A 23,108-nucleotide genomic window follows, 5' to 3' on the forward strand; every position below is an offset into this window, starting at 1 on the left:
TAAAATAATTTAAAATCCTCAGATTATCCCTGCTGTTATATTCCTTGTTAATACTCAAATGGGGGTCGAGTTACCAGCTACTTTTGCTATCACTTCACATGGGGTAATGCGGTGTAGCAAAGCATAATCTGAGGAAGTGCTTAGATAATAATAAATAATTATAACTATGTCTATCGCAGCAACATTAAATTTTGATAAAAATGTTTAAGTGTCTATTTAAATGCTTAGGTTTTTTTTACTGATTGTGTAAGGTGCATTGAGATCATGCCTCTTATGGTAAAAAGATATGCAAAAGATCATTCAAGAAGCGCTGACCTAGCTCAGTGGGTATAAAATATTCTGATTCCTTTGTTAATAGCTCACGAGAGATTGCTTTATTGAGTTGTGGGGTAATAGCATCAATACTAAGCCCTGAGGTCTGCTCAAATTGTTTAATCGAAAAACCATGTTGTAAGCGCAGTGCATTTAACATAAATTCATAAGGGCGCTCATCAGTGGCAATATCACTAGAACCGTAGGGAAACTGTAACTCCTGCATATAAAGCTTGGGGTTTTTGCGTTTCCAATGGCGCCTGATAATGCCAGTTTCAGGTAAAGTAATCTTGCCATGGGCACCAGCGCCAATCCCAATATAATCACCAAACTGCCAATAATTTAGGTTATGTTTGGCTTGATATTTAGTATCTTTACAATAGGCAGAGGTTTCGTATTGTATAAATCCAGCGGATTGAATCAATGCCTTGCCTTGTTGCTCGATGGTGAATAATAAATCTTCATCTGGAAGCTTTGGTGGTTTGATGGCAAAGGCGGTGTTGGGCTCTAATGTTAATTGATACCAAGATAAATGTGTTGGCTTTAATGCCAGTGCTTCACGTAAATCAAATAGCGCATCATCAATGCTTTGATCTGGTAAGCCATGCATTAAATCGATATTGAAATTATTAAATCCTGCATGAGTTAACTCATTAACAGCATTATAGACATTTTGTGCATTGTGAATGCGACCAAGTGTCTTTAATTTATCATTTTGTAGACTTTGTACCCCAAGAGAGACGCGGTTGATGCCCATGGCTTTATAGTCACTGAACTTGCCGTGTTCAATGGTGCCAGGATTCGCCTCAATGGTAATCTCAGCATGATCAGCAATGAGCTTGTGCTTAAATAAATACTCAAAGAGTTGGGATAGCTCATTACTTGGAAATAACGAGGGTGTGCCACCGCCTAAAAAGATACTGTCGAACTGGCGAGCTTGTAAATCGTGTGCGTGACTTTGTAAATCCAATAATAAAGTATATAAGTAAGCTTTGGCTGGAATATCGCCCTTTAAATGATGTGAATTAAAGTCACAATAAGGGCACTTCTTAACACACCAAGGAAAATGAATATAAAGGCTTAATGGAGGAAGTTTTAGCATAAAAAAGAAAGAGGGGAGATTATTTTGGCTGACCGATACGAATAACGAGTACATCACAGTGCGCGCGTTGTAATACACCATTAGCTGTTGAACCAATGAAACGCTCAACACCATAGCGACCATGGCTACCGATAACAACGATATCACAATTAAGCTCTTCCGCGAGTTTAACGATTTTACGTTTAGGTGAGCCGTGTAATAAATGAAAGTCTGCTTCAAGATCAATTTGTGCTTCAAGTGCTTTTAAATGCTTGAGGTTTTCTTCCTCTAGGTAATCTTCTAAGTCAGAAATCGAAGGGACACCAGATGCCATATAATAAGGAATGTGTGGTAAAACATTAACAACACTTAGTTTGGCATTATTACGTTTCGCTAAGGCAACGGCTTGTTCAATCACAGGTTTATTGTCAGCATGTAAGTCAGTTGCCAGTAAAATATGTTTGTAATTCTTCATCCTAAGTCTCCAGTGCAGTGTTTTAAAGATTCTAACGATGATCATTCTAAAAAACTTCTCCTGTAAAAGATAGTCAAAGCACCATCAAAAATAAGGCTATGACCATATTCCTGACCACTTTGATTGTATAAGCGCTGGCTGAGCGTAAGTCGAAGCCTCTATGAAGGGTGATTTTCCCAAGTTTAACCACTTCGGCTGATGCTCAGCGCACCGCTTTGACTTACGCTCAGGGTGCGGTGAGCACTTATGGGTGAGTATTTAATCTTAGTCAAAAATAATAACAAGCAACAAATAGCAGTTGAAATCTTAGGGGTAAAAATTTAAGCTAGCGGCTGGTAATTTGTTAATAATTGAAATAACGAAAATAAAGGATAATCACACAAATGAGTATGAATATGAGCAAGCTCATGCAGCAAGCGCAGAAAATGCAAGATCAAATGAAGAAGATGCAAGAAGAGCAGGAAAGGCTAGAAGTCACGGGTGAATCTGGTGCCGGTCTTGTTAAAGTTACGATGACAGGTAAGCATGATGTTAAACGTGTTGAAATTGATCCAAGTTTATTGTCAGAAGATAAGGAAATTGTAGAAGATCTATTAGCTGCTGCGGTTAATGATGCGGTTCGTCGTGTTGAGGAGAATAATAAAAACTCAATGTCAGACATGACGCAAGGTTTGAATTTACCACCTGGGTTTAAATTCCCGTTTTAATTGTTCAGATACTCATTCTCTAAGTAACTATGCAAAAACTATTCTCACCTAAAATCGAAGGCTTAATCGAGTCACTGAAAGTATTGCCTGGTGTTGGTAAAAAAACCGCCCAACGCATGGCGATTCAGCTATTGGATAAAAAGCAACAAGCTGCACATGAGTTAGCTCAGGCGATTGAAAATGCACTTGATGCGATAAAACATTGTCAGCAATGCAATATGTTATGTGAGGATGATTTATGCCACATCTGCAATAGTGTTAGGCGTGATAACGCACAATTGTGTATCGTTGAAAATATGCTTGATATGATGGCGATTGAATCAGCAGGTGTTTATGGTGGTAAGTATTTTATTTTGCACGGTAGGATATCACCATTAGATGGTATTGGTCCTAATGAGCTTAAATTACCCAAGCTTAAATCACTTGTGGCAAGCCTTGAAGTCAGTGAAATTGTGATGGCATTAAGTCCATCTGTTGAAGGTGAGACAACCGCACATTTTATTTCGGATATGTTAAAAGATCATGCTTGCACAATATCACGTATTGGCTTTGGTGTGCCATTTGGTGGTGAGCTTGAGTATCTTGATCAACAGACATTAACACATGCCTTTAAAGCACGGGTTAATTTTTAATTTATTAATTCACACATTTGCGTAATGCCAGTAAAATAAAGCGCTATTCAATTGCCTTTGTTGTCGTTATAATTTTGGCGTTTTAGATAAAATTATAGTGAAAATATGCAGATTTCATCCTCAAAATCACTCACGCTGTTGCGTTTGGTGATGATTAATATTATTGCCGTTGATAGTTTACGTAATATATCCATTACTGCGCAAGCCGGTTGGGTTGTAGTTAGTTTCTATATTTTGGCTGCGATTGTATTTTTAATCCCTTGTGCGTTATTAACAGCAGAGATGGCGACAGGCTACGCCAAAAACGGTGGCATCTATCTGTGGACCAAAGAAGCCTTTGGTGCCAAGACAGGCTTTGTGATCTTATGGTTACAATGGGTCTATAACCTTGTATGGTTTCCGTCAATATGTGGCTTTTTTGCAGGGATTATTGCCTATATTATTGCGCCGTGGTTTGGTCTAAATCCTAATGCGCTTGTTATGAGCCCATGGTATATGATCAGTATGAGCTTATGTATGTTCTGGCTGGCAACGATTATTAATTTATTTGGGATCAAAACCTCAAGTACCTTAAGTGTGATTGGTGCAATCGTTGGTACATTAATGCCGATGTTGCTAATTATAGGCTTGGCATCATTCTGGGTCATGGCAGGGCAACCTATCTTAAAGCCGCAAACCGTTTCAGATGTATTGCCAAGCTTTGCCAATATCGGTAGTTGGGGATTATTCTTGACGGTAATGTTTAGCTTATTTGGTTTAGAGATGAGCTCGATTCATGCCGGAAATGTGAAAAACCCAAAGAAGAACTTCCCTAAAGCGCTATTGATTTCCAGTATTGTGATTTTGCTGTCACTAATATTATCCAATATTGCAATCTTTACGGTGAATAGTAGCACAGGTGGGCAGGTTGATATTGTCACTGGACTTATGGCATCGTTTCATTATTTCTTTACACAATTTAATATGCCGTGGATGTCAGATGTTATTGCATTAACCTTGGTGCTTGGCGCATTTACCACGGTAGCTGCTTGGATTATGGGCTTATCACGCGCGTTTACAGTAGCTGCTGAAGATGGTCTTATTAGTAAAAGGTTGGCGCAAACCAATAAATATGAAGCACCAAGTAAAGTACTTATGTTGCAAGGGATTATCTTTTCACTTTTTTGTTTAAGCTATGTGTTGATGCCAAGTGTTAATTCCGCATATTGGTTTTTAAGCGCATTAACCGCTCAACTTGCGGTGCTAGCCTATATTGGCATGTTTGCTGCAGCGATTAAATTGCGTCGCCAAAATCAACCAAAGCCTGGGCAATATGTTATTTTCGGGGGTGTCAAGGGCACTATCTCAATGGCTGTTTTGGGCTTTTTTGGCTGTGTTATTGCGATTAGTGTTGGCTTTATTCCAACCTCAGATGTCACGATGTCAGCAGTAAACTTTGATTTACTATTGCTCACTGGGATTATCATAGCGCTAGTCATCCCTTATGTTATCACGCGGAATTATCAAGCTTAAAAAGCCATTAAGGTATTATTGTAAAGGACTAGAAAAATGAAAAAATCGATCGTTGCTTTGTTATTAGTTGTATTTATTGATGCGGCTGGAATTGGGATATTATTTCCGATTTTGAGTGATATTATCATGTCTCCTCAGTCTCACTTTCTAGCGGTTGAAACATCGATAGCGCAGCGTGAATTTCTCTATGGTATGACGATTGCTGTCTTTTTCTTTTGCTGGTTTATTGGTGCAACTTATTTATCAAAAACCTCAGATCAAATAGGACGCAAACGTGCGTTACTTATTTGCTTGTGTGGGATTTTTATCGGCTACGGATTAACTGCATTGGCGATTGCCTTTAACTGTTTAACATTATTGATTTTAGGGCGTATACTCGGTGGTATTACTGCAGGCAGCCAACCCGTTGCTCAAGCGGCAATTATTGATATTAGCAGCAAACAAGAACGCACTAAAAATCTAGGTCTCATTATGTTTGCATTTGCTTTGGGTATGGTTGCCGGTCCGATTATTGGCGGTGTATTGTCAGATACGTTTTTAGTATCGTGGTTTAACCATCAGTTGCCATTTTATTTGGTATTAGTCTTGGTGCTGGTGAATATTTTCCTTCTTATTAGCTGTTATCAAGAGCAACCACCACAAAAAAATGAAGCATATCACTTCAATGTGATTGAGCTCGTCACTCAGTTTGGCGGTGTTTTTAAAAATAAAAATGTGCTTAAACTGTCGATCATATTCTTTATGATGCAAATAGCATTTAATACGTTTTATGTGTTTTTGCCAGTGTATCTTTATCGGCAATATCAATATGGAGTGCTTATGAATAGTGCAGTGATGCTCGTATTAGGCTTAGCAATGGCAATAAGCTCAATTGTGTTGGTGCCGTTATTAGCAAAACGATCGTCACAAAAACAAAATGTGATGATGGGGTTAATTGTGATGGCATTATCACTTTCTTTGATGTTATGTGATATTGCCCATTATGGCGCTTTTATCTTTGGAGGTGTTTTAATGCTGTGCTTTGGTGTGGCATATACCAATATGTTGGGGCTTTTCTCACATGCAGTATCCGAGAAAGAACAAGGCTGGGTTATGGGAATTACGGTATCACTATTCACATCGGGTGCGGCAATTACGTCATTATTTAGTGGGAAATTATTAGATATAGCGCTTGAGCTACCTTTTATTTTGGTCGTCATCGTTTTTGTGATGAGTGTTGTCATGCTCAAGATCTTAACAATTGGTACTTATATAAACAAAGACTCATGAGGGCTTCGACTGACGCTCACTCAGCCCTCGGTATCAATCGTTTCCTGAGCGAAGTCGAAGGGGTATATTACTTACAACGTTTGAAGATGCGGAATTAGTGGAAAATAAAGTGACAGCTTAATAGCGCTTGGATTTATTTTAAAGTAGCGAGCAATTAGCTTTTGATAATTGGTAAGTTGCGCACGATAGGTTGCTATCTGAACGCTTACAAAGTTCTCTAAAGATTCATTGCTCACTGGTGCAGCAAATTTATAATCAACAATATGATATTGACCATTCTCGATAATAATCCGATCAGCAATGTACTTTTGTGTTTTACCAAAGTTCAAATGAAGCATCACTTGTTCATGCATACCATGAGCATTGATAATCCAAGGAAACTGTTGGGTGGTATTGGTGATTGCCTCTTTGGCTAAAGCATATGATTGAGCATGATGGACTTTGGCAATAGCATGTTGATGTAAGCAAGGTGCAAAATAATTTTGCCAATGGTTGATGTTATCTTTGGCGCTACTTAAGTAGTTAAATAGTTGATGCAATGCCGAACCGATTTGACGATCACTAGTTAATACGAGTTCACTAAGATCAGGGTGATTTAAATCATTTTCTTTATCTGTTTTATCTTTTTTATCTGCATTATCAGCGTTATCTACTTCAACCGCTGCTTGGTCATGTTCAAAGTTGAGCACAGCAGTCGTTGAATAGTTCTGGATCTGCTTAATGACTTTATAGTATGGTTTTGGTTTTTTTGGCTCTTGGTCAGCAGAAGCAGCTGATATATCATTGTTTGCGTCCTTACATGTAATCCAAGGCAGGTTTAATGGCGCTAGAAGTGCTAAGAAGCTATTATTGGCAGCTTTGATATCATTGCCATTGTCATTAACTGCAGTAAATAAAAGTGTTGATTTGGCGCGAGTGACAGCAACATATAAGAGTCGTTGCAGCTCATATTCAGCACGCTTTTTCTGCATGCTTTGGATGACTTTGAAAAGTGGCGGTACTTCCTTGTCCCAGCTATGTTTAATAGGACTTAACAATAAATGATCTTTGCCATCGCTTAGGCGTACCGTATCATGCAAGAAAAGTGGCGTATCATCGGCTTTGCCGCGTTTATCAAGTTGCGGCAAAATCACAAAATCAAATTCTAAACCTTTGGATTTATGGATCGTCATAATCAGTACATTGCTTTGTGATGGACTGCTGACAAACTTGCGTTTTAATCGCGCGATAAAGCGATCAAACTGTGCAATAGCGGTTTTATCATCGGTTAAATGATTTTGCAAGAGGGTCATGAAGTTGGCAAATAACGCATGATCATGATAGATACTAAAGCCATCCAGTGCTTGCCAGATAATCTTTAAACGCGTAGCCAATGGACTGCGAATACCATTGAAAAAAGCATCATTAATCCAGCTTAGCAAATAAAATGCCTTTTGCTGGTGGGGGTGGCTTTGTTGCATCTTAAGATAAAGTGCTAACTTGGTATGAAATGAATAAGGCTTCTCACCTTGTTGCTCATTTAATTTTATTTGCTCAATTGTTTGCAGTTCATTTAAAGAAAAACCAAACAAAGGTGATTGTAGTAAACTCACCCAGTAAATAGACTGCTCAGGATTGTTTAAAAGCGCACAAAGACACAATAGATCCATCACCATTGGTTGGTGGTAGAATGTTTCTATTTCATTCTCAACAACAGCAACTCCTTGAGCCTTTAACACGGGAACAAGATGTTTTAAATGGCTGCGAGTGCGCACTAAAATGGCGACTTGATGATCGGGATGTTTATTAAGGTGTGCTTTAATACTATCGGCAATAAACAGTGCTTCTTGTGTTAGATCGGCAAATAATCGATAGTCAATAGCCTCTTGGTTCAGCTCTTGTGATAGCGTTGTTGCTGGTGCGTAACTAATGCCGCCATAGTTTCTATCATCTTCTTTAGGAAAAATGCTGCAAAAATGATGATTCACCCAATCAACAATAGATTTGTGTGAACGGAAATTGCAATCAAGCTGTAAAAATCCCAGGGCCACTTGGTTAATGCCATGCGTTTTAACATCTAGAAATTGATTGACCTCAGCTTGACGAAAACGATAGATAGACTGCATTGGATCACCAACAATAAACAGTGTTTTACCATCATTAGCTTGCCATTCAAGGGTAAGCATTTGCAGTAACTTAAATTGTAAAATAGACGTATCCTGAAATTCATCAATTAAAAGATGCTTGATCTGATGATCAAGATAAAGCATCAAATCAGTCGGCGTTTCACTACTACCAAGAGCAGATAACGCTTGTAACGACACCTCATTGAAATCAAGCAAAGCACGCACTTTAAACACAAGCTTTAGATAAGATACCAAGCGCAATGCAATACGCGCGATAGCACTTAATATTTGCCATTCTTGATCGTCCAATAATAAGCGCTCATATAGGCGAATTTCAGCAACTAATGCGGTGATACCTAATAAACTGTTATCGCTAAAGGATTGCGTATAACTAATAAGCCATTGGGCATAAGCTTTGGCTTTGGCATCTTTGGCGGGGAGCCCTTGTTTGGCATTGAATGTTTTGCGAAAAGTATTGTCATTGGTAAAAAGCAGTTTAATGAGTCGTTGCCAAAAGGTTGGACTGTCTTGATCTATCAGGGTTTCGTCATGTTCGCTATCACAAAATATCAGTATTTCATGTAAGGTAAATTGATTTTGATCAATGTTTAACAATCTACTCAAGCGCTGTTGAAGCTCAGCAAAAAGTGCCTGAAAGCCAGACTCGATAATTATTTTACTTTCTTTACTTTCTTTACTTTTTTCATTGTGTGTTGTATCCGCGTTTATTAAGTTAGATGATAATAAAATACCAAGCCATTGTTCACGTCTAGAAAGCATACTGCTAAGCAGGTTTTTCACACGAGTAATATCATTATCAAGATGGGCTAACAGGTCGTGTAAATCCTGATAAAAAGGGCTTTGTCGATGGGTGTCACTGATAAAGTCATCAATAGCTTGTTCGTATAATAGCTCTGGCGCGTCACTGATCTCGGCATTAAATGCTTCATCTGTTTCAAACATGAGTTGTTTGGATAGGCTCTGACAAAAGGCATCAATAGTCATAATACGTAAGCGCTTAGGACTCATTAAGAGCTGCCACTCTTTGCGCTTATCTTGTAATAAGGCTTGTTGGGCAAGTTTGAACGTGAGCTTCTTATGTGGCTCATCTGGTTCAGGGTTGTTTTGTGCAGCTAATAGAGATTGGTAAATCCGCTGCTGCATTTCATTAGCCGCTTTATTGGTAAAGGTGAGTGCGATAATTTCCTCAGGTGACTCAACATGAGCCAGTAGATTCAAATAACGCTGCGTTAAGGTTTCGGTTTTACCAGAGCCTGCAGGTGCTTGTACGATAAAGGATTTTTTAGGGTTAAGTGCTTCATTGCGTGCCGCAGCATCATTAGGAATCATAATGTAAAGAGGATTGATTATGTTGAATGATATCCTAATCGATTCTTATTCTTTATTCATTATTATTACTGCGTTCATTTTTCAAATGGCGAATCTGCTCACTTGGAATCTGTAAGGTTTTAGCGACAACAGAAATTGGCACACCCATTTTAAGCATCGCCATGGCGTCATGATAGACGTGTGCCTGTAATGTAGATGTCTGTGTATTGTATCCATTTTGCATATCCATAATACGATCTCCTTTTTAATTGTTTAAAACATGGTAGCGTAAAATTTGGTAGTATGCGAATAATTTTAATGCAACTAAGAGATGATTTTTGTCTTCGAGAATTTCACTGTAATGAATTAAGAGTCAGTTGTGTTTTGGTTAAGTAGTCAGAGGCAGTTAGTTTTGTGACGTTTAAGTCTAATTTTTAATTTGATACTTTGTCACGATCTTGCCATTAATTAAATGTGACTGAATAATTTCTTCAAGGACTTTAGGAGTGCATGAGTGATACCATACACCCTCAGGATAAACAACGGCAATAGGACCTTGTATACATACGCGTAGACAATTGGCTTTGGTGCGATAAATCTCGCCTGATTGTGAAAGTTTAAGCTCAGATAGTCGTTTTTTTAGATAGTCCCATGCAACGAGAGAGTCATCTTTGTTGCAACATTTATCAATGTTTTGATCGCAACATAAAAAAATATGGCGTTTAATATTATTCAAACCTAACGTTTGCGCTTTTTGGGTTAATAATTCATCGTGCATAACAATCCTTAGAAATTTAAAAGGGAATAAGGTTAAATAGTGGAATAAGAATTGGCGTTGCCAAAGTTAATACAAATCCACTACTGATGGCGACAGGTACGGCTTGAATGCCGATATGGTCTTTAATTACAGGTAAGCTAAAATCCATCGCTGTGGCGCCACTATAACTCACCAGTTCGGTAGGAATACGTTTGGCTAACATCGGAATCACAATAATCGCGATAATTTCGCGTGAGAAATCGATAAAAAATGTCATTGTACCGAAGTGGGCGTCAATCAGCTGAGCATTTAAAATACTGGCTAAACTATACCAGCCAAAGCCGCTTGTAAGCATTAATGCGTGCGCAAGTGGGATGTTAAAGAAAAGCCCCAAGATGGCACCAACAGCAAGGGAGCTAATCATTAAGATAATCGCAATCATAATGCCGGTCTTATTCTTGAGAATTTGCGTCAGTGAGTGACCCTCACGTCGCATTTGGATCCCAATAATAAATAAAATCAGGATTAAAATACCATCAATAATTAGTCCGATATGAATAAGTGGTTTATTGATAAATAGTCCAACTAAAGTGCCAATGACAAGATATAATAGGTATTTACAACTGGTCAGGATAGGCTTCAGTGGGCTTTGTGCTTTGACCATGTCGTGATGCGCTTTGATTGCGCGTTTTGGTTTTAAGTGTAAATAACCATAGACTGCTAACACATTGATAGCAAACAAGGCGGCAATAAAGCTTAAGGTAATGCCAAGCATTGAAATAAGCTCACCTTGCAGTTTATAGATAAGCTCACCAAAGTTGTAACCCATGACCGCAATAATCAGACTAATCATCGCTGACAGTAGTTTATTCATCAGTTTGTTAGATAAGAATTTAAGATCAATAAAATAACCGAGAATTAATGCCGATAGAATGATAAGCGCTTGGGTCATTTACTCACCACTAATGCTACATTGTTTTATGAGCAGTGAACCACTTTGGATCCGTGAAAAAGGTTCAATATCATCACCCATCGCAATAATGCTCTGCAGCATCTGGCTTAGATTGCCGGCAATGGTAAAGTTATCAATCGGATAGCAAATTTCACCTTTCTCAACATAATAGCCCATCGCGCCTTGTGAATAATCACCCGTGGTAATATGAAAACCTTGTCCCATGGTTTCATGGATAATCACACCCTTATCGATCGATTTAATAAGGGCATTATACGCTTGAATATTGCTGCTATGAACTGTTAAGTTACTAATGCCTCCGGCGTTGCCTGTTGTTTCACGCTTTAGCTGACGTGCGCTATAGCTACTTAATAAATAGCGATTTAGAACGCCACAGGTAATAATTGGATTTTCACCCAAGTTAACGCCTTCATTATCATAGGGTTGATTACCAAGTGCTTGTGGAATGTTAGGATTCTCGATAAGGCTTATATCATGAGCAATAATTGATTGATCAATTTTATCCAAAAGGAAAGTGTCTTTGTGGTATTGGCGTTGTCCTTTAATGGCGGATAATAATGCACCCCAAAATGAGCGGGCAATAGATGGCGACAGTAGAATGGGCAATTGTTGACTTTGGATGCGTCGCGGGTTTCTGCGATCTAGCGTACGTTTAAGCGCAAGTTTGGCAATATGCTCAATACTTGGCAACGTGGTGAAATCATGTGCGCTATAGTAAGCGTTATCGCGTTGCATGCCATGGTTGTCTTTGGCAATCAGCCCCATGCCGATGCTGTGACGTGTTTCCGGATACACATGTAAGAAACCGTGACTATTGGCAAAGCCATGCAAAATCTCAAAACTATCAATATCAACACCTTCAGAGTGATCAATGTCACTATTCTCAAGTGCTATTGCCTCACAATGTCTGGCATGTTCAATGAGTTTATCAATACTAAAGTTTGCAATCGGTTGATAAAGCTCAGGCATTTCAGATGGTGTGCATAGAAAGCGCTTATCAATGATGCCAGCAAAAGGATCTCTCTCGGTAAAGTTAGCAATGGTTTTGGCATTATCAATAATCGATAGAATACTTTTTTCACTAAGGTCTGAGGTTTCAGCGTAACCTGTTTTGCCTTGATGATAAATAGTTACACTCAATTGCTGAGTAACATTATATTCTAAGGTTTCAGCTTGCTGATCGCGAACGGCAATAACATGTCCTTGGTCATAGCTACAATTGATTTCAAAAGCATCGATATTTTTCTTATGCAGCACGTCACTTGCAAATTGAAGAACATCTTGTAAATAACGCTTTTTATCGAGAATAGACATGTGTAGTAATATTAAAAGATTTAAAGTTTAATGTGCTATATTATCGGCAATTGCTTAGGATAAGGCAAATCTTGATTGGCGTTTTTTGGTGTTTTTAACGCTTTAACTGGGAATTACTTTTTGCTCAAGTGAAACGCATCGCCCTTTGGCAATAGCACAAACATTTTACCTAGATTCTTCATGTGTCCGGCATAATACTCAGCATCGCTACCACTGCCCCAAAATACATCACCACGAATAGCACCACGAATTGCTCCTCCTGTATCTTGCGCAATCATTAAACGATCAAGTTTATGCGTTTTATTATGATTGCCTTGATAGGTTGTGCTTAACCAAACAGGTGTACCGTATTGGTAGAACTTATTGTCAATGGCAATGGAATATCCAGGCGTTAATGGTACACCTTGGGCACCAATGGGATTACCATGACTAAGCACACGGAAGAAGACAAAAGAAGGATCATAGTTTAATACTTTATCAGCGTCTTTGGGGTGATGGTATAACCATTTCTTGATCGATTGCATCGTGATGTCTTCGCGAGGCATTAGTTTGTTTTCAAGTAAATAGCGACCAATTGGGCGATAAGGGTGGCCATTTTGACTGTCATACCCAACAAGAATGCTATCGCCATTGGTTAGTTCAATTCGACCAGATCCTTGAATCTGTAGAAAGGTGCGCTCAACACGTGAACTTACCCAAGCAATGATGTCTTTGCGCGTGAAAAAATTATTTTTGGCAATTTCTTCACGTGTGTAATAGGGCGTGAACTTGCCATTAACCATGCGTCCGTATTGCGTGCCTGAGGATGTTTTTTTCTGGATTAAATCAGCAGGTGTTTTATAAATAGGGATTTGGAATTCTGCTGTTGGGTATAAGCTGCCTGATATCGCTGGTGCGTAGTAACCAGTAAACAAACCTTGTGATTCATCATTGTAACGCACCATAAATGGTGAGAAGTTTTGCTCAATCATCTCACGTGCACGTCGGTCGGTATGTGCTGATACGGCTAATATATTTTGGCAACTGCCTTGCCAGTCTTTATTATAGTTTTTATTTTTGACAATGGCTTTGCACGAAATTTGCAATGCTTGATAGGCTTGCATTTGATCGCCACAATCCCAGTCGGGTAATGCTTGATAGGCAACTGGTTCAAAGCTAATACTTGTATTTGCCAATAAACACAAAGGCAAAAATGAGGTCAATGTGCTTAAGCAAAGCAAGTATTTTATTCGCATAGACGTATCTACAACAGATGTTTATATTTTAAGATGTTGCCATTGTCGCGATCTATCGCCAGATGTCAAGTGGGTTTTTTATGATCATATTTGTAAAGGGTGTAAATGCTTGCTCAAAGATATGCATCAAGTCATAGGGGAGCGTTAACTATCGACGTCAATTGATCATTGTGAGCATCATCGTAGCATCGACACTATTGTTTATTGGAGGAGTTATTTTAAAGTTTTATTTATTTTAAATCTTATCCATTGGTCCATAAAGGATTGAAGTGTGTTGAAAAGATGAATTCTGGCGGAGGGGAAGAGATTCGAACTCTCGATACGCGTTAACGTATACACGCTTTCCAGGCGTGCTCCTTCAACCACTCGGACACCCCTCCAGAAAATTAACTTGTTCAACCCGTGGTTGATTTGTTACTAAACTCGATCATCGTGATCTTGTTAAGTAACCCAGCCTTTCGCACCTGCTACAGGCGCTCATTAGCTCGTAGTTTATTCGCTGCTCGGGGGACTAATTCGCCCACTCGGACACCTCTTGCAGAAACTTCATTAAGCTAATGCTGTAATAAAAGCATGTGCATCCTAGCAAAGTAGATCCTAGAAAGCAAGGCGCTTGACATCTTAAAATATCAGGGTAAAGTCGGCGCAAATTAAGTTTTCTTGGTGCTTATATCGTTATTCCAATATGTATTAGCACTTCATTGCTACTAGTGTTCCTGATAAAAGAACCAAAATGCACAGAAATAAAAGCGGAATCATGCTAAGACGACTATACTCTAAGCGGTAAAATGTCTGTATAGCATGTAAAGAGAAAAGAAATGGCAAGGATAAATAGCATTAGAAGTATTAAAAGTAAAAGTATTATATTCATGGTAGTGCTCTTGAGCGCATGTACAACAGCAAATAACATGCCAGATTCATCAAGTTATTCAGGGCCAAAAAAAACGCAAAAACAGCAAATATATGCACAAAGAAATGCAGATAGTAATAAGCATGACGTTTTAACAAAACTGAATTTGCCGCCAAGTTGTAGTTATGATAGTGCTTATAAATACTTAGTATTAAAGGGCGATGCGATTGATAGGATTGCTCATCGTATTCGTGTGTCATCTGGGTGCATTGTACAGATGAATAATCTTGAAGATAATGACTTATCTATTTCACAAGCACTGCGACTGCCGAAGCAGGCATTTATTAATACGATGCTTACTAAGATGTGTCCGATCAATCGACAGATTCTAAAAGATCGTGACTTTTTATTAGCACTAGAATCAAAGCCTACTATGACATCTCAAGATAAAGTCCGTTTACGCAAGTTGGCAGATGTTTATGCGCTACAAGCTTATGAAAAGGATGATAGCAGTTTGATTAACCATCTGTTATTAAGAGTGAATATTATTCCTGAAAGCTTGACTTTGGCGCAGGCAATTGTTGAGAGTAATTGGGGTGGTTCGCGTTTTGCAGTGCATGGCAAAAATTATTTCGGCTTGCATTGTTTTTCACAAGGTTGTGGTATTGCACCTAAATACCCAACACCAGGCGTGATTGATGAAGTCAGTGAGTTTACTGATGTGAGTGCAGGTATTGCTGATTACTATCGAGTGCTTAATACTTTGGCACCCTATGCTGAGTTTAGAGAGCAAAGAGCGCAGTTAATTATGTTGAACGGTTATGATTTGGCAGATTATTTGCAGTCTTATTCAGGTTTGAAAGGTAAAGAATATGCGACGATTCTAAAGACTGTGATGCGTCACAATAATCTTGGGCAATATGATGGTTTATGTGAAAAAATCTAGGTGCTTTTAGGTGTTTTGATGATCTCTTTGTATTAAAAAGTAAAAATTTATGTTTTTTATTGTTTAGCTTGTGCTAATAATAGCTATACTCTTTCTACGTAACTTTTAATGATTTCAATTATGCGAGATGTGAGATCTTTTATAGCGTCTTAAATGCTGTTGAAATTACAATAAAACAAACAAGGTCAGTAATAAAAAATGAAAAATAGTAGTTTCAAAATTTGTGATGCTAGTGTTCACCCAGGAGAGAAAGCAACATTAGCATTGCCTTTGCCTGAACAATATTCATGCTCACCAATGTATATGCCAATTAAAGTAATCAATGGCAAGCAAAGTGGACGCAAACTTTTGGTGTTTGCGATGATTGATGGTAATGAATTTAATGGATTAGAAATTGCTAATCAGTTATATGATGATATCTCTGCTGATGATTTGCATGGGACATTGGTTGCTATTCCGGTTTTGAATGTTTATGGTTTGTCGCATTTTCCCAAGCCAACGCCAGGTGGTGTGAGACTAAGTGCGTGCTTTCCAGGCGATGAGCATGGCAGTTTTGGAGAGCGTATTGCACATATCTTTACTCAAGAAATATTGACACAGATTGATTGCTGTATTGAGTTAAACACAGGCTCGTTGAATCATGAGATTTTGCCACAAGTGTATTGCAACTTTGACAATGTTGAGGCGAAGAAATTAGCCAGAGCCTTCCAAGCACCGGTTATCACTGAGGTTGAGACTAATCAAAGCGGTATTCGCATCACGGCAGAGAGTTTGAATATTCCGTTATTGGTATATGAAGCCGGTGAGGCACAACGTTTTGATCAAGCTGCGATTCAAGTTGGTTTAGATGGTATTAAAAATGTGATGTGCAAACTTGGAATGCTCAGTGGTGAGGTCGATGATAATGTAACACCTGTATTTTCAAAAGATGATGATTGGCTTATTTCATCATCATCAGGTGTTTTGCACAGTGAAGTAGCACTGGGTGAATCGATCAAAAAAGGTGATAAAATTGGGCGTCTGACAGATCCATTTAGCAATGAAAATGCAACAGTAATTAAATCAGATCTTGATGGGGTGATTGTTGGAATTAACCGCTCACCACTAATTCAAGAGGGAGTTTCTATCTTTAAGGTGGCGTCATTTATTGATAATCAAAGAGCGGAGGAGATTCTAGAAGAATGGGAGGAAGAGCACAAACCTGAGGTTGACGAATAAAATGAGTCAAAATCAAAAAATGAGTTTTATCGGCACGATCATTTGGTTGGTCTGTGCATTATTTTTCATGTATGAGTTTTTACTTAGAACGATTCTAGGTACATTTGAGCACCCCATTATTCAGGACCTGAATTTAAACCTTGTGACATTCGCTATCTTAAGTTCAACAGCCTATCAGCTAGTTTATGGCATTATGCAAATCCCAGTAGGAATTATTACTGATCGTTTAGGTTTAAAAAAGACCTTATTCGTTGCCGTATTTTTCTGTGCATTGGCCGTTACTGGCTTTGGCATGAGCTTTGGTTTTGATAGCGCTTTTGTCTTTAGAGTATTAATGGGGCTTGGCTCATCTTTTGGCTTTATCTGTCTGTTAGTGGCTGTTTATGACTGGATGCCACGCAAACATATTGCGTTGTTTATTGGCTTATCTCAATTCATAGGTACGATGGGACCAATGTTGGCAGCTGGCCCTTTAAATAGCTTATCATCACATGCTGAGTTACCATGGCGTTATATTTTTTATGCGTTAGGTGCGATTGGTATTGTGATTGCAATTATTGTGCTTCTTGTTGTTCGTAATAATACGGATTACACGGGAAGTTTTCGTATTTTAAAGCGCCAAGAGCGCTTGCAAGTTAATCTTTGGCAGCTAGTGCGTCAACGTCAGGTTTGGTATATTGCCTGTTATTCAGCTTGCGTTTATTTTGCCATAGAATATTTCTCTGAAAATAGTGGTAAAGCCTTTTTGATGTTGCATGGCTTTAGCTCTGATGTCTCATCTTATATGTTAACGCTATCATGGTTAGGTTATGCCATTGGCTGTCCGCTTTTAGGCTTTATCTCAGATCGCACCAGTAAGCGCAAACGTATGATGATGTTTGCCGCAATTATTTGTATTTTGTCGGTGTTATGCATTACTTATTTTCCGGTCAATATTATCGTCATTAGTATTGCCTTTTTTGGTCTTGGTATTGGTGCCAGTGGTCAGAGTATTGGCTTTGCAATTATGGCAGAGCAATGCAATAACAATTATCTGGCAGCAGGCTTGGGTCTCAATAATGCCATGATTATGCTTGTAACCTCTTTGATGGCACCTTTGATTGGTGGTGTACTTGCCCATTTGTCAAAAGGACAAGCTTTAAATATTACTAATTACCAGCATGGCTTTTTATTAATTCTTGCCGTGATAACTATTGGTGTATTAATTAGCGTTTTCTTGATTAAAGAGACGTTTTGTAAGTCAACCAAAGAGACGACCAAGTTGACTGTAACAACGTTGAAAACAGTAGAGTAAATCAATGACGACGGTGGAAGTGTTATTAAAACGATCTTTCATTCAGCTTGTCGTTATCATCTTATTATTTAGCTTTTGTCTTTTTATTATTTTTGAGCTCTTACATGCAGCGCTTTTTTATGGCGCGCTTATGCTATGGATTATTGCTTTTATTGGCATGTTATTAAATTATTTATCGGGTAGACAATTAAACGCAATTGTTTTAACTGAAACTGCTCATACGCGTAAGATTAACTTACATTATGGTAATGATTGGCATAATGATGTGACAATTCGTCGTAGTATTATGATTGCAGGCACGTTATATTTAGAATGCCAATGTGCACAGAAGAAGTGTTTAAAGCTGTGGCTATTTAGGGATCGGTTTAAAAGTAGCAAGGAGCGTTATCAATTGATCAGGTTTTTAGTATTGAATGATTATAAATAAAATATATTAAAAATAAAAATATAATATATTTATCATTGGTGACAAGTATGGATAAGCTAGGAAGTATAGAAATTTTCAACAAGTTGCATAACCACAATAAGGAGAGTTCAAGATGAACAAGAAACATTTAACAACCAATAATGGCGCACCGGTGCCCAATGATAATACCAGTATCAGTGCTGGTGAGCGTGGCTCGTTAACCTTTGATAATTTCAGGTTATTTGAGAAGCTTGCGCATTTTAATCGTGAGCGTATTCCTGAGCGTGTCGTACATGCGCGTGGTTCAGGTGCTTATGGTGTATTTACTTTGGAAGAAGACTTATCACATTTAAGCATTGCTGATTTTTTACAGGGCAAGGGTAAACAAACAGATGTATTTATCCGCTTCTCCACAGTTGGCGGCGGTCAGGATTCAAGTGATTATGCGCGTGATCCAAGAGGTGCTGCAATTAAGTTTTATACCAAACAAGGCAATTATGATATTGTCGGCAATAATACACCTATATTTTTCCTGAGAGATCCCAGTAAATTTCCAGATTTTATCCATTCACAAAAGAAAAACCCACAGACCAACTTGCCAGATCCTGCAGCGATGTATGAGTTCTGGTCGAAGAATCCACAATCATTACATCAAATGACGATTTTAATGTCTGATCGTGGTATTCCTAAAAGCTATCGCCATATGCATATGTTTGGTTCACATACCTTAAGTTTGTATAATGCTAAAGGTGAACGTTTTTGGGTTAAATGGCATTTTAAAACCCAGCAAGGTATAGAGAATCTAACCGATGAAGAAGCAGCTAAAATGCCTGGGTTTGGTGCGCAGAAAGATCTTTTTGATGCTATTGACAAGGGTGATTTTCCAAAATGGGATGTCAAAATTCAGGTAATGACAGAACAAGAGGCGCAAAACTACCATATTAAACCATTTGATTTAACCAAAGTCTGGCCACATGCTGATTTCTCATTGCAACAGATTGGTGTGCTTGAGTTAAATCGCAATGTTGACAATTACTTTGCTGAAGTTGAACAGTCAACTTTTGCGCCAAGTAATCTGGTGCCTGGCACAGGAGCCTCTCCAGATAAAATGTTGCAAGCAAGATTGCTTGCCTATCAAGATGCACATCGATATCGAGTTGGAGTTAACGCGCATCATTTACCAGTTAACGCGCCAAAATGTCCAATGCATAATTATCAACGTGATGGTGCGATGGCAGGTACTGATTTAGATATCTCGCAAAATAGTGATGTGAACTTTTATCCAAACCAGCAAAGTAGCGCACCAACTGAAGCACCTGAATATCAAGAACCACCATTAAGACAATCTGGTGATATTGATTATTATGATGCACAAGCTGAGGATAACTACTCGCAAGCAGGGGATTTATTCCAATTGATGAATGAATCACAAAAGCAGCAGTTAGCAGATAATATCGCTAGCGGATTAGTGCATGCGACAAACGAAGTGCAAGCCATTATGCTTGAGCAATTTAATCAAGCGCATCCAGAATACAAAAAGTATGTAGAGGCAGCACTCATGCAGCAATGAAGTTTTGAAATATATTAAATAGATTGGCTATGAAGCTAGCATTATCGGGCCTATACAACACCTCATTTTTTTTTTCGAAATTAGCAAGCATATTTCCCTAATTCCTTTAATATCAAGGTTTTTGCGTTTCTACAAAAAATCACCTTGTGTATTCAGCTATAGCTTCGTCAAGTATATTTAAAGCCTCATTGATAAATTTATAAACTTCATTATTCAACTCTGATTTATCAGCTATGTTTTTCACTAAAATTAAAGTTTTCCGCATATGCTGCAGGTCTCTAACACTTTCCCAGCTCATTCCTTCATCAATATGCAGCATAAGTGCACTATCATTTTCAAATGGTATACACTTAACCACTTCTTGTCTTAATAAACCCCATGCGCCCTGTAAATCTGATAAAATCGTTTTTATATAATGCGTTGGTTCTTGATAAATTGCCATTTTCCGTAATCAATCATTTGTGAAATTTAAGAAGATGATACAAAAATGATCTCCTTACTGCCAGTAAAACGACTGTCTTCTTGGTGTTCTGATATTCCACACACTATATCAATCTAAATGTAGACAGGCTTTACTTGGTGTTAAGAACTGGTAAGCTTGGGCGCAGAATGAGTATGTTTAACAGGGAGTCAAATTGTGAGTATGTATAAAAACTTAGCAAAAGCAAAAATGGAAAGTCTGACGATAAAGTTGCATTATTTAAATGGCGTGCGAGTAACGTGCAAAGTATCTAAACTATCTGGCACAACGGTTGATGTGGCTATTGATGGCGAACAAGAAAAGCGCACCATTGGTATTGACTCAATAGTCGGCGTTGAACTTGTTAATGAAGAAGCAGAGGAACTGGGTTAGATGGCAAACGAAAGGTTGACAAAATTTAAAAATAATAAAATTAAAGTTAGTCTAAAAATCTACTCAAATAAGCTGTATACTGGCTCTATTGCGCATTTTGTTTATTGATGAGGGATGCCGAGAATGAATGATAAAAATAAAATCGTTGGTGTTTATTCATGTGATCTTGAACATAACATTCTATGTGATGAAAATGGCTGTTTCATTGTGGCTGAAAATAAGAAAATGATGATAGATTATATTAATGACCACCACACCTATGACAAAAAGAAAGACACTATCCATGAAATAACTTTAGGTGAAATACTGTCAGACCTAAGAATAGGTGAGGTTTATTGTTTTGACGTTGAATCGTATAAAACTTTACACCCGCTCCTTGCTAATCATAAAATTTCCAGCATAAAACCACGTGACTTTTTTGGCAGTGATGGCAAGCATTCAAGCGGCATGAGATTTATTAGATTAAGATTCCCAGTCGATAAAATCAATGATAATAAAATATTGCATTAGATTGAGGGTGTCGTGAATGAGCGTTAATAAACAATACAGTAGGTATGCAAAATGATTAAAGTTTTTAGAAAAATCAAAGACTTTGCAGTTTTTTGCTTTGATTTTGTTATAGGTGTTATCGTTTGCTTAGCAATGATAGTTATAAACATAGTTGTCTTTATAATCCTTTTGATTTTCTTGAACCACAAAAAAAAAGGAAAAAATAAGAATAACATGGTGATTAAATGAGTATAGAAAAATTAGTAGAAAAGCAGCTAGATGATGATATGCAATGCATAGATAAATTTAGAGAATACTTGCTATCTCATGTGTCTGAAAAAACTGCAAATAAACACTTAAGTAATATTGAGCTGTATTCGCATTACCATAATGATTATGCTTATAACAAAAACGATATCAATAGTTTAGATGATATGAATTCTGATTTAATTATCAACTTTCTTGATAGTTGGGTTTTACGCAAAACATATCCTACATCATTATATCAATTAGAAAGCTATATAAGCTCATTTAAGAAGTTTCATCAATGGCTCGTAGTAAAAGGAGTGGTTAGTGAAAAAGATAACAAAAAGTTTGTGAGTGATCTTAAGCAAGAAAAACCTAGTATAGATAAAAAATGGTATAAATTCTTAGCTAGTAATCGACAATATATAATGTAGGTACTGCTATTATTTAAAAGGCATCATCGATAAACTCAAAGATGAACGGCAAAAGCTGACTATTGATTTAGTGCACTGAACGTTTTACTTCAAGAAACCGTGCACATACCCAGTGAAGCGGTCAAGATCAAAGGCGCCATTTTTGTTGATGAGGGTTTAGTTTCTTCGGTCGTAGAGTTTGAGGATGGGTGTGGTAAAAATTGAGCTACATTGGTGATGTCTACAAAAACAAAAAGATGATGCTGTGGCTGTTTTTGAAGAAGATTACTAAATTAAGGAAATAAAATGGCAGTAAAGAAAGGTTATGGTTGGGGTGTGGCATCACCAACAAAATCAAAAAGCAAAAAAATTGATGCGACTGAAAAGTTTTGGCAAAAAGTCAAAGACTGGTGGAACTCAAAATGAACAAACATCTTTTAAATAGTCAGTTTTTAGAATCCATTAGAGATGCAAGTGCTTTTGATTTATATAGATTAAGGTGTTTTATCGGTACAGAAATGGAATCACCACAAAAGATTTCAGAAATAAAAAAGAAACTAACTGTTGGAATGATGGTGGAGTATTTTGAGCATTCTGAAAATAAATCTAGAACCTGCATTATTCAGAAATTAAATAAGACTCGAGCGGTGATTATTGATACTGGAGACAATACCGAATATAACATCCCTTATTACATGCTAAACATTGATAGTAGCAACACAGCGATCAACCTTTCAAAAGGCAAGAAATTATCAAAAAATGACTTGCAAGTTGGTGAAAATGTTAGTTTTCATTACCAAGGTGTAACCTATAATGGCACCGTTGTTAAACTTAATGCTAAAACAGCATCCGTTGTCACAACAACTCAGCAAAGATGGCGTGTTGGTTATGAATCACTGACAAAAATCATTGATGGTGAACTTATAGGTGGTTGTCAAGATTTAGTGCAATATGATAGCCATAGATAGTAATGGCGAATAAAAATCAAACCAAACGGGAGTGTTCATAAAACTGTGTCAATTTAAATTTAATATTGATGTAATGTGTTATTGCTAGAATAAACAGAGCAACTGTCAAGGAGGAACGCAGCAACGTGTTGCGAGTAGTCCTTGATGGTTGTGA

22 protein-coding genes and 1 tRNA gene are annotated in these 23,108 nt (G+C 37.8%); 13 read left to right on the forward strand and 10 right to left on the reverse strand.

Going from position 1 to position 23,108, the window contains the following annotated elements:
- Positions 1 to 271 precede the first annotated feature (271 nt).
- Both hemW and IE867_RS06860 read right to left on the reverse strand, forming a co-directional pair.
- The gene (hemW, locus tag IE867_RS06855; protein ID WP_192484025.1) at positions 272 to 1,414 is read right to left on the reverse strand and encodes a radical SAM family heme chaperone HemW; all 1,143 of its coding nucleotides are present in this window, start codon (positions 1,412 to 1,414) and stop codon (positions 272 to 274) included.
- Positions 1,415 to 1,433: 19 nt separating this feature from the next.
- Complete coding sequence (locus IE867_RS06860) at positions 1,434 to 1,868, reverse strand: universal stress protein (RefSeq protein WP_157968199.1); 435 nt, start codon at positions 1,866 to 1,868, stop codon at positions 1,434 to 1,436.
- A gap of 383 nt (positions 1,869 to 2,251) precedes the next feature.
- On the opposite strand from IE867_RS06860, the gene IE867_RS06865 reads away from it, so the two are divergent.
- From IE867_RS06865 to IE867_RS06880, 4 genes are all read left to right on the forward strand, one after another.
- A complete protein-coding gene (locus IE867_RS06865; RefSeq protein ID WP_192484026.1) occupies positions 2,252 to 2,575 on the forward strand; it encodes a YbaB/EbfC family nucleoid-associated protein in 324 nt (107 codons plus the stop codon).
- A gap of 29 nt (positions 2,576 to 2,604) precedes the next feature.
- A complete protein-coding gene (gene recR, locus IE867_RS06870) occupies positions 2,605 to 3,207 on the forward strand; it encodes a recombination mediator RecR (RefSeq protein WP_192484027.1) in 603 nt (200 codons plus the stop codon).
- 105 nt (positions 3,208 to 3,312) lie between these two features.
- Complete coding sequence (locus tag IE867_RS06875; RefSeq protein WP_225629985.1) at positions 3,313 to 4,719, forward strand: APC family permease; 1,407 nt, start codon at positions 3,313 to 3,315, stop codon at positions 4,717 to 4,719.
- Between the two features lie 36 nt (positions 4,720 to 4,755).
- Positions 4,756 to 5,988, forward strand: a complete 1,233-nt coding sequence (locus IE867_RS06880) for an MFS transporter (protein ID WP_192484028.1) — start codon at positions 4,756 to 4,758, stop codon at positions 5,986 to 5,988.
- 71 nt (positions 5,989 to 6,059) lie between these two features.
- Here IE867_RS06880 and IE867_RS06885 read toward each other — a convergent pair whose 3' ends face one another.
- From IE867_RS06885 to IE867_RS06915, 7 genes are all read right to left on the reverse strand, one after another.
- Entirely contained in the window at positions 6,060 to 9,443 is a 3,384-nt protein-coding gene (locus IE867_RS06885; protein ID WP_192484029.1) for a UvrD-helicase domain-containing protein, read from the reverse strand.
- A gap of 52 nt (positions 9,444 to 9,495) precedes the next feature.
- A complete protein-coding gene (locus IE867_RS06890; RefSeq protein ID WP_192484030.1) occupies positions 9,496 to 9,672 on the reverse strand; it encodes a hypothetical protein in 177 nt (58 codons plus the stop codon).
- 177 nt (positions 9,673 to 9,849) lie between these two features.
- The gene (locus IE867_RS06895) at positions 9,850 to 10,200 is read right to left on the reverse strand and encodes a (2Fe-2S) ferredoxin domain-containing protein (protein WP_192484031.1); all 351 of its coding nucleotides are present in this window, start codon (positions 10,198 to 10,200) and stop codon (positions 9,850 to 9,852) included.
- Positions 10,201 to 10,216: 16 nt separating this feature from the next.
- Positions 10,217 to 11,131, reverse strand: coding sequence for a lysine exporter LysO family protein (locus IE867_RS06900; protein ID WP_192484032.1), 915 nt, complete (start codon positions 11,129 to 11,131; stop codon positions 10,217 to 10,219).
- Positions 11,132 to 12,466 carry a TldD/PmbA family protein gene (locus IE867_RS06905; RefSeq protein WP_192484033.1) on the reverse strand — a complete coding sequence of 445 codons (1,335 nt, stop codon included), beginning with the start codon at positions 12,464 to 12,466 and terminating at the stop codon, positions 11,132 to 11,134.
- Positions 12,467 to 12,579: 113 nt separating this feature from the next.
- Positions 12,580 to 13,701 (reverse strand): murein transglycosylase A, encoded by a 1,122-nt coding sequence (gene mltA, locus IE867_RS06910; protein WP_192484034.1) that lies wholly within the window; start codon positions 13,699 to 13,701, stop codon positions 12,580 to 12,582.
- Between the two features lie 290 nt (positions 13,702 to 13,991).
- Positions 13,992 to 14,081: transfer RNA gene (locus IE867_RS06915), tRNA-Ser, on the reverse strand.
- Positions 14,082 to 14,519: 438 nt separating this feature from the next.
- On the opposite strand from IE867_RS06915, the gene IE867_RS06920 reads away from it, so the two are divergent.
- The 5 genes from IE867_RS06920 (at position 14,520) to IE867_RS06940 (ending at position 19,985) form a co-directional block, all read left to right on the forward strand.
- On the forward strand, positions 14,520 to 15,497 hold the full coding sequence (locus IE867_RS06920) for a glucosaminidase domain-containing protein (RefSeq protein ID WP_192484035.1): 978 nt from the start codon (positions 14,520 to 14,522) through the stop codon (positions 15,495 to 15,497).
- A 198-nt stretch (positions 15,498 to 15,695) separates the two neighbouring features.
- Positions 15,696 to 16,715, forward strand: coding sequence for a succinylglutamate desuccinylase/aspartoacylase family protein (locus tag IE867_RS06925; RefSeq protein WP_192484036.1), 1,020 nt, complete (start codon positions 15,696 to 15,698; stop codon positions 16,713 to 16,715).
- A 1-nt stretch (position 16,716) separates the two neighbouring features.
- On the forward strand, positions 16,717 to 18,009 hold the full coding sequence (locus tag IE867_RS06930) for an MFS transporter (protein WP_192484037.1): 1,293 nt from the start codon (positions 16,717 to 16,719) through the stop codon (positions 18,007 to 18,009).
- Positions 18,010 to 18,013: 4 nt separating this feature from the next.
- The gene (locus IE867_RS06935) at positions 18,014 to 18,436 is read left to right on the forward strand and encodes a hypothetical protein (protein ID WP_192484038.1); all 423 of its coding nucleotides are present in this window, start codon (positions 18,014 to 18,016) and stop codon (positions 18,434 to 18,436) included.
- Between the two features lie 112 nt (positions 18,437 to 18,548).
- Positions 18,549 to 19,985 carry a catalase gene (locus IE867_RS06940; RefSeq protein WP_192484039.1) on the forward strand — a complete coding sequence of 479 codons (1,437 nt, stop codon included), beginning with the start codon at positions 18,549 to 18,551 and terminating at the stop codon, positions 19,983 to 19,985.
- 139 nt (positions 19,986 to 20,124) lie between these two features.
- On the opposite strand, the gene IE867_RS06945 is transcribed toward IE867_RS06940, so the two are convergent.
- Positions 20,125 to 20,427: a hypothetical protein gene (locus IE867_RS06945; protein WP_192484040.1), complete on the reverse strand. Its 303-nt coding sequence runs from the start codon at positions 20,425 to 20,427 to the stop codon at positions 20,125 to 20,127.
- A gap of 195 nt (positions 20,428 to 20,622) precedes the next feature.
- Between IE867_RS06945 and IE867_RS06950 the strand changes: the two genes are divergently transcribed.
- The 4 genes from IE867_RS06950 (at position 20,623) to IE867_RS06965 (ending at position 22,954) form a co-directional block, all read left to right on the forward strand.
- On the forward strand, positions 20,623 to 20,838 hold the full coding sequence (locus tag IE867_RS06950; protein WP_192484041.1) for a hypothetical protein: 216 nt from the start codon (positions 20,623 to 20,625) through the stop codon (positions 20,836 to 20,838).
- A 123-nt stretch (positions 20,839 to 20,961) separates the two neighbouring features.
- Positions 20,962 to 21,348: a hypothetical protein gene (locus IE867_RS06955; RefSeq protein WP_192484042.1), complete on the forward strand. Its 387-nt coding sequence runs from the start codon at positions 20,962 to 20,964 to the stop codon at positions 21,346 to 21,348.
- A 224-nt stretch (positions 21,349 to 21,572) separates the two neighbouring features.
- Positions 21,573 to 22,007 carry a site-specific integrase gene (locus IE867_RS06960; RefSeq protein WP_192484043.1) on the forward strand — a complete coding sequence of 145 codons (435 nt, stop codon included), beginning with the start codon at positions 21,573 to 21,575 and terminating at the stop codon, positions 22,005 to 22,007.
- A 401-nt stretch (positions 22,008 to 22,408) separates the two neighbouring features.
- Positions 22,409 to 22,954 carry a hypothetical protein gene (locus IE867_RS06965; protein WP_192484044.1) on the forward strand — a complete coding sequence of 182 codons (546 nt, stop codon included), beginning with the start codon at positions 22,409 to 22,411 and terminating at the stop codon, positions 22,952 to 22,954.
- The last annotated feature ends 154 nt before the right edge of the window (positions 22,955 to 23,108 follow it).

The sequence above is a fragment of the Cysteiniphilum marinum genome, assembly GCF_014857925.1.
Classification (GTDB): domain Bacteria; phylum Pseudomonadota; class Gammaproteobacteria; order Francisellales; family Francisellaceae; genus Caedibacter; species Caedibacter marinus.

Excerpts from the sequence above, each read along its gene's own strand:
- hemW (WP_192484025.1), bottom strand. The coding sequence starts at position 1,414 with ATGCTAAAACTTCCTCCATTAAGCCTTTATATTCATTTTCCTTGGTGT.
- IE867_RS06860 (WP_157968199.1), bottom strand. The coding sequence starts at position 1,868 with ATGAAGAATTACAAACATATTTTACTGGCAACTGACTTACATGCTGAC.
- IE867_RS06865 (WP_192484026.1), top strand. The coding sequence starts at position 2,252 with ATGAGTATGAATATGAGCAAGCTCATGCAGCAAGCGCAGAAAATGCAA.
- recR (WP_192484027.1), top strand. The coding sequence starts at position 2,605 with ATGCAAAAACTATTCTCACCTAAAATCGAAGGCTTAATCGAGTCACTG.
- IE867_RS06875 (WP_225629985.1), top strand. The coding sequence starts at position 3,313 with ATGCAGATTTCATCCTCAAAATCACTCACGCTGTTGCGTTTGGTGATG.
- IE867_RS06880 (WP_192484028.1), top strand. The coding sequence starts at position 4,756 with ATGAAAAAATCGATCGTTGCTTTGTTATTAGTTGTATTTATTGATGCG.
- IE867_RS06885 (WP_192484029.1), bottom strand. The coding sequence starts at position 9,443 with ATGATTCCTAATGATGCTGCGGCACGCAATGAAGCACTTAACCCTAAA.
- IE867_RS06890 (WP_192484030.1), bottom strand. The coding sequence starts at position 9,672 with ATGGATATGCAAAATGGATACAATACACAGACATCTACATTACAGGCA.
- IE867_RS06895 (WP_192484031.1), bottom strand. The coding sequence starts at position 10,200 with ATGCACGATGAATTATTAACCCAAAAAGCGCAAACGTTAGGTTTGAAT.
- IE867_RS06900 (WP_192484032.1), bottom strand. The coding sequence starts at position 11,131 with ATGACCCAAGCGCTTATCATTCTATCGGCATTAATTCTCGGTTATTTT.
- IE867_RS06905 (WP_192484033.1), bottom strand. The coding sequence starts at position 12,466 with ATGTCTATTCTCGATAAAAAGCGTTATTTACAAGATGTTCTTCAATTT.
- mltA (WP_192484034.1), bottom strand. The coding sequence starts at position 13,701 with ATGCGAATAAAATACTTGCTTTGCTTAAGCACATTGACCTCATTTTTG.
- IE867_RS06920 (WP_192484035.1), top strand. The coding sequence starts at position 14,520 with ATGGCAAGGATAAATAGCATTAGAAGTATTAAAAGTAAAAGTATTATA.
- IE867_RS06925 (WP_192484036.1), top strand. The coding sequence starts at position 15,696 with ATGAAAAATAGTAGTTTCAAAATTTGTGATGCTAGTGTTCACCCAGGA.
- IE867_RS06930 (WP_192484037.1), top strand. The coding sequence starts at position 16,717 with ATGAGTCAAAATCAAAAAATGAGTTTTATCGGCACGATCATTTGGTTG.
- IE867_RS06935 (WP_192484038.1), top strand. The coding sequence starts at position 18,014 with ATGACGACGGTGGAAGTGTTATTAAAACGATCTTTCATTCAGCTTGTC.
- IE867_RS06940 (WP_192484039.1), top strand. The coding sequence starts at position 18,549 with ATGAACAAGAAACATTTAACAACCAATAATGGCGCACCGGTGCCCAAT.
- IE867_RS06945 (WP_192484040.1), bottom strand. The coding sequence starts at position 20,427 with ATGGCAATTTATCAAGAACCAACGCATTATATAAAAACGATTTTATCA.
- IE867_RS06955 (WP_192484042.1), top strand. The coding sequence starts at position 20,962 with ATGAATGATAAAAATAAAATCGTTGGTGTTTATTCATGTGATCTTGAA.
- IE867_RS06960 (WP_192484043.1), top strand. The coding sequence starts at position 21,573 with ATGAGTATAGAAAAATTAGTAGAAAAGCAGCTAGATGATGATATGCAA.
- IE867_RS06965 (WP_192484044.1), top strand. The coding sequence starts at position 22,409 with ATGAACAAACATCTTTTAAATAGTCAGTTTTTAGAATCCATTAGAGAT.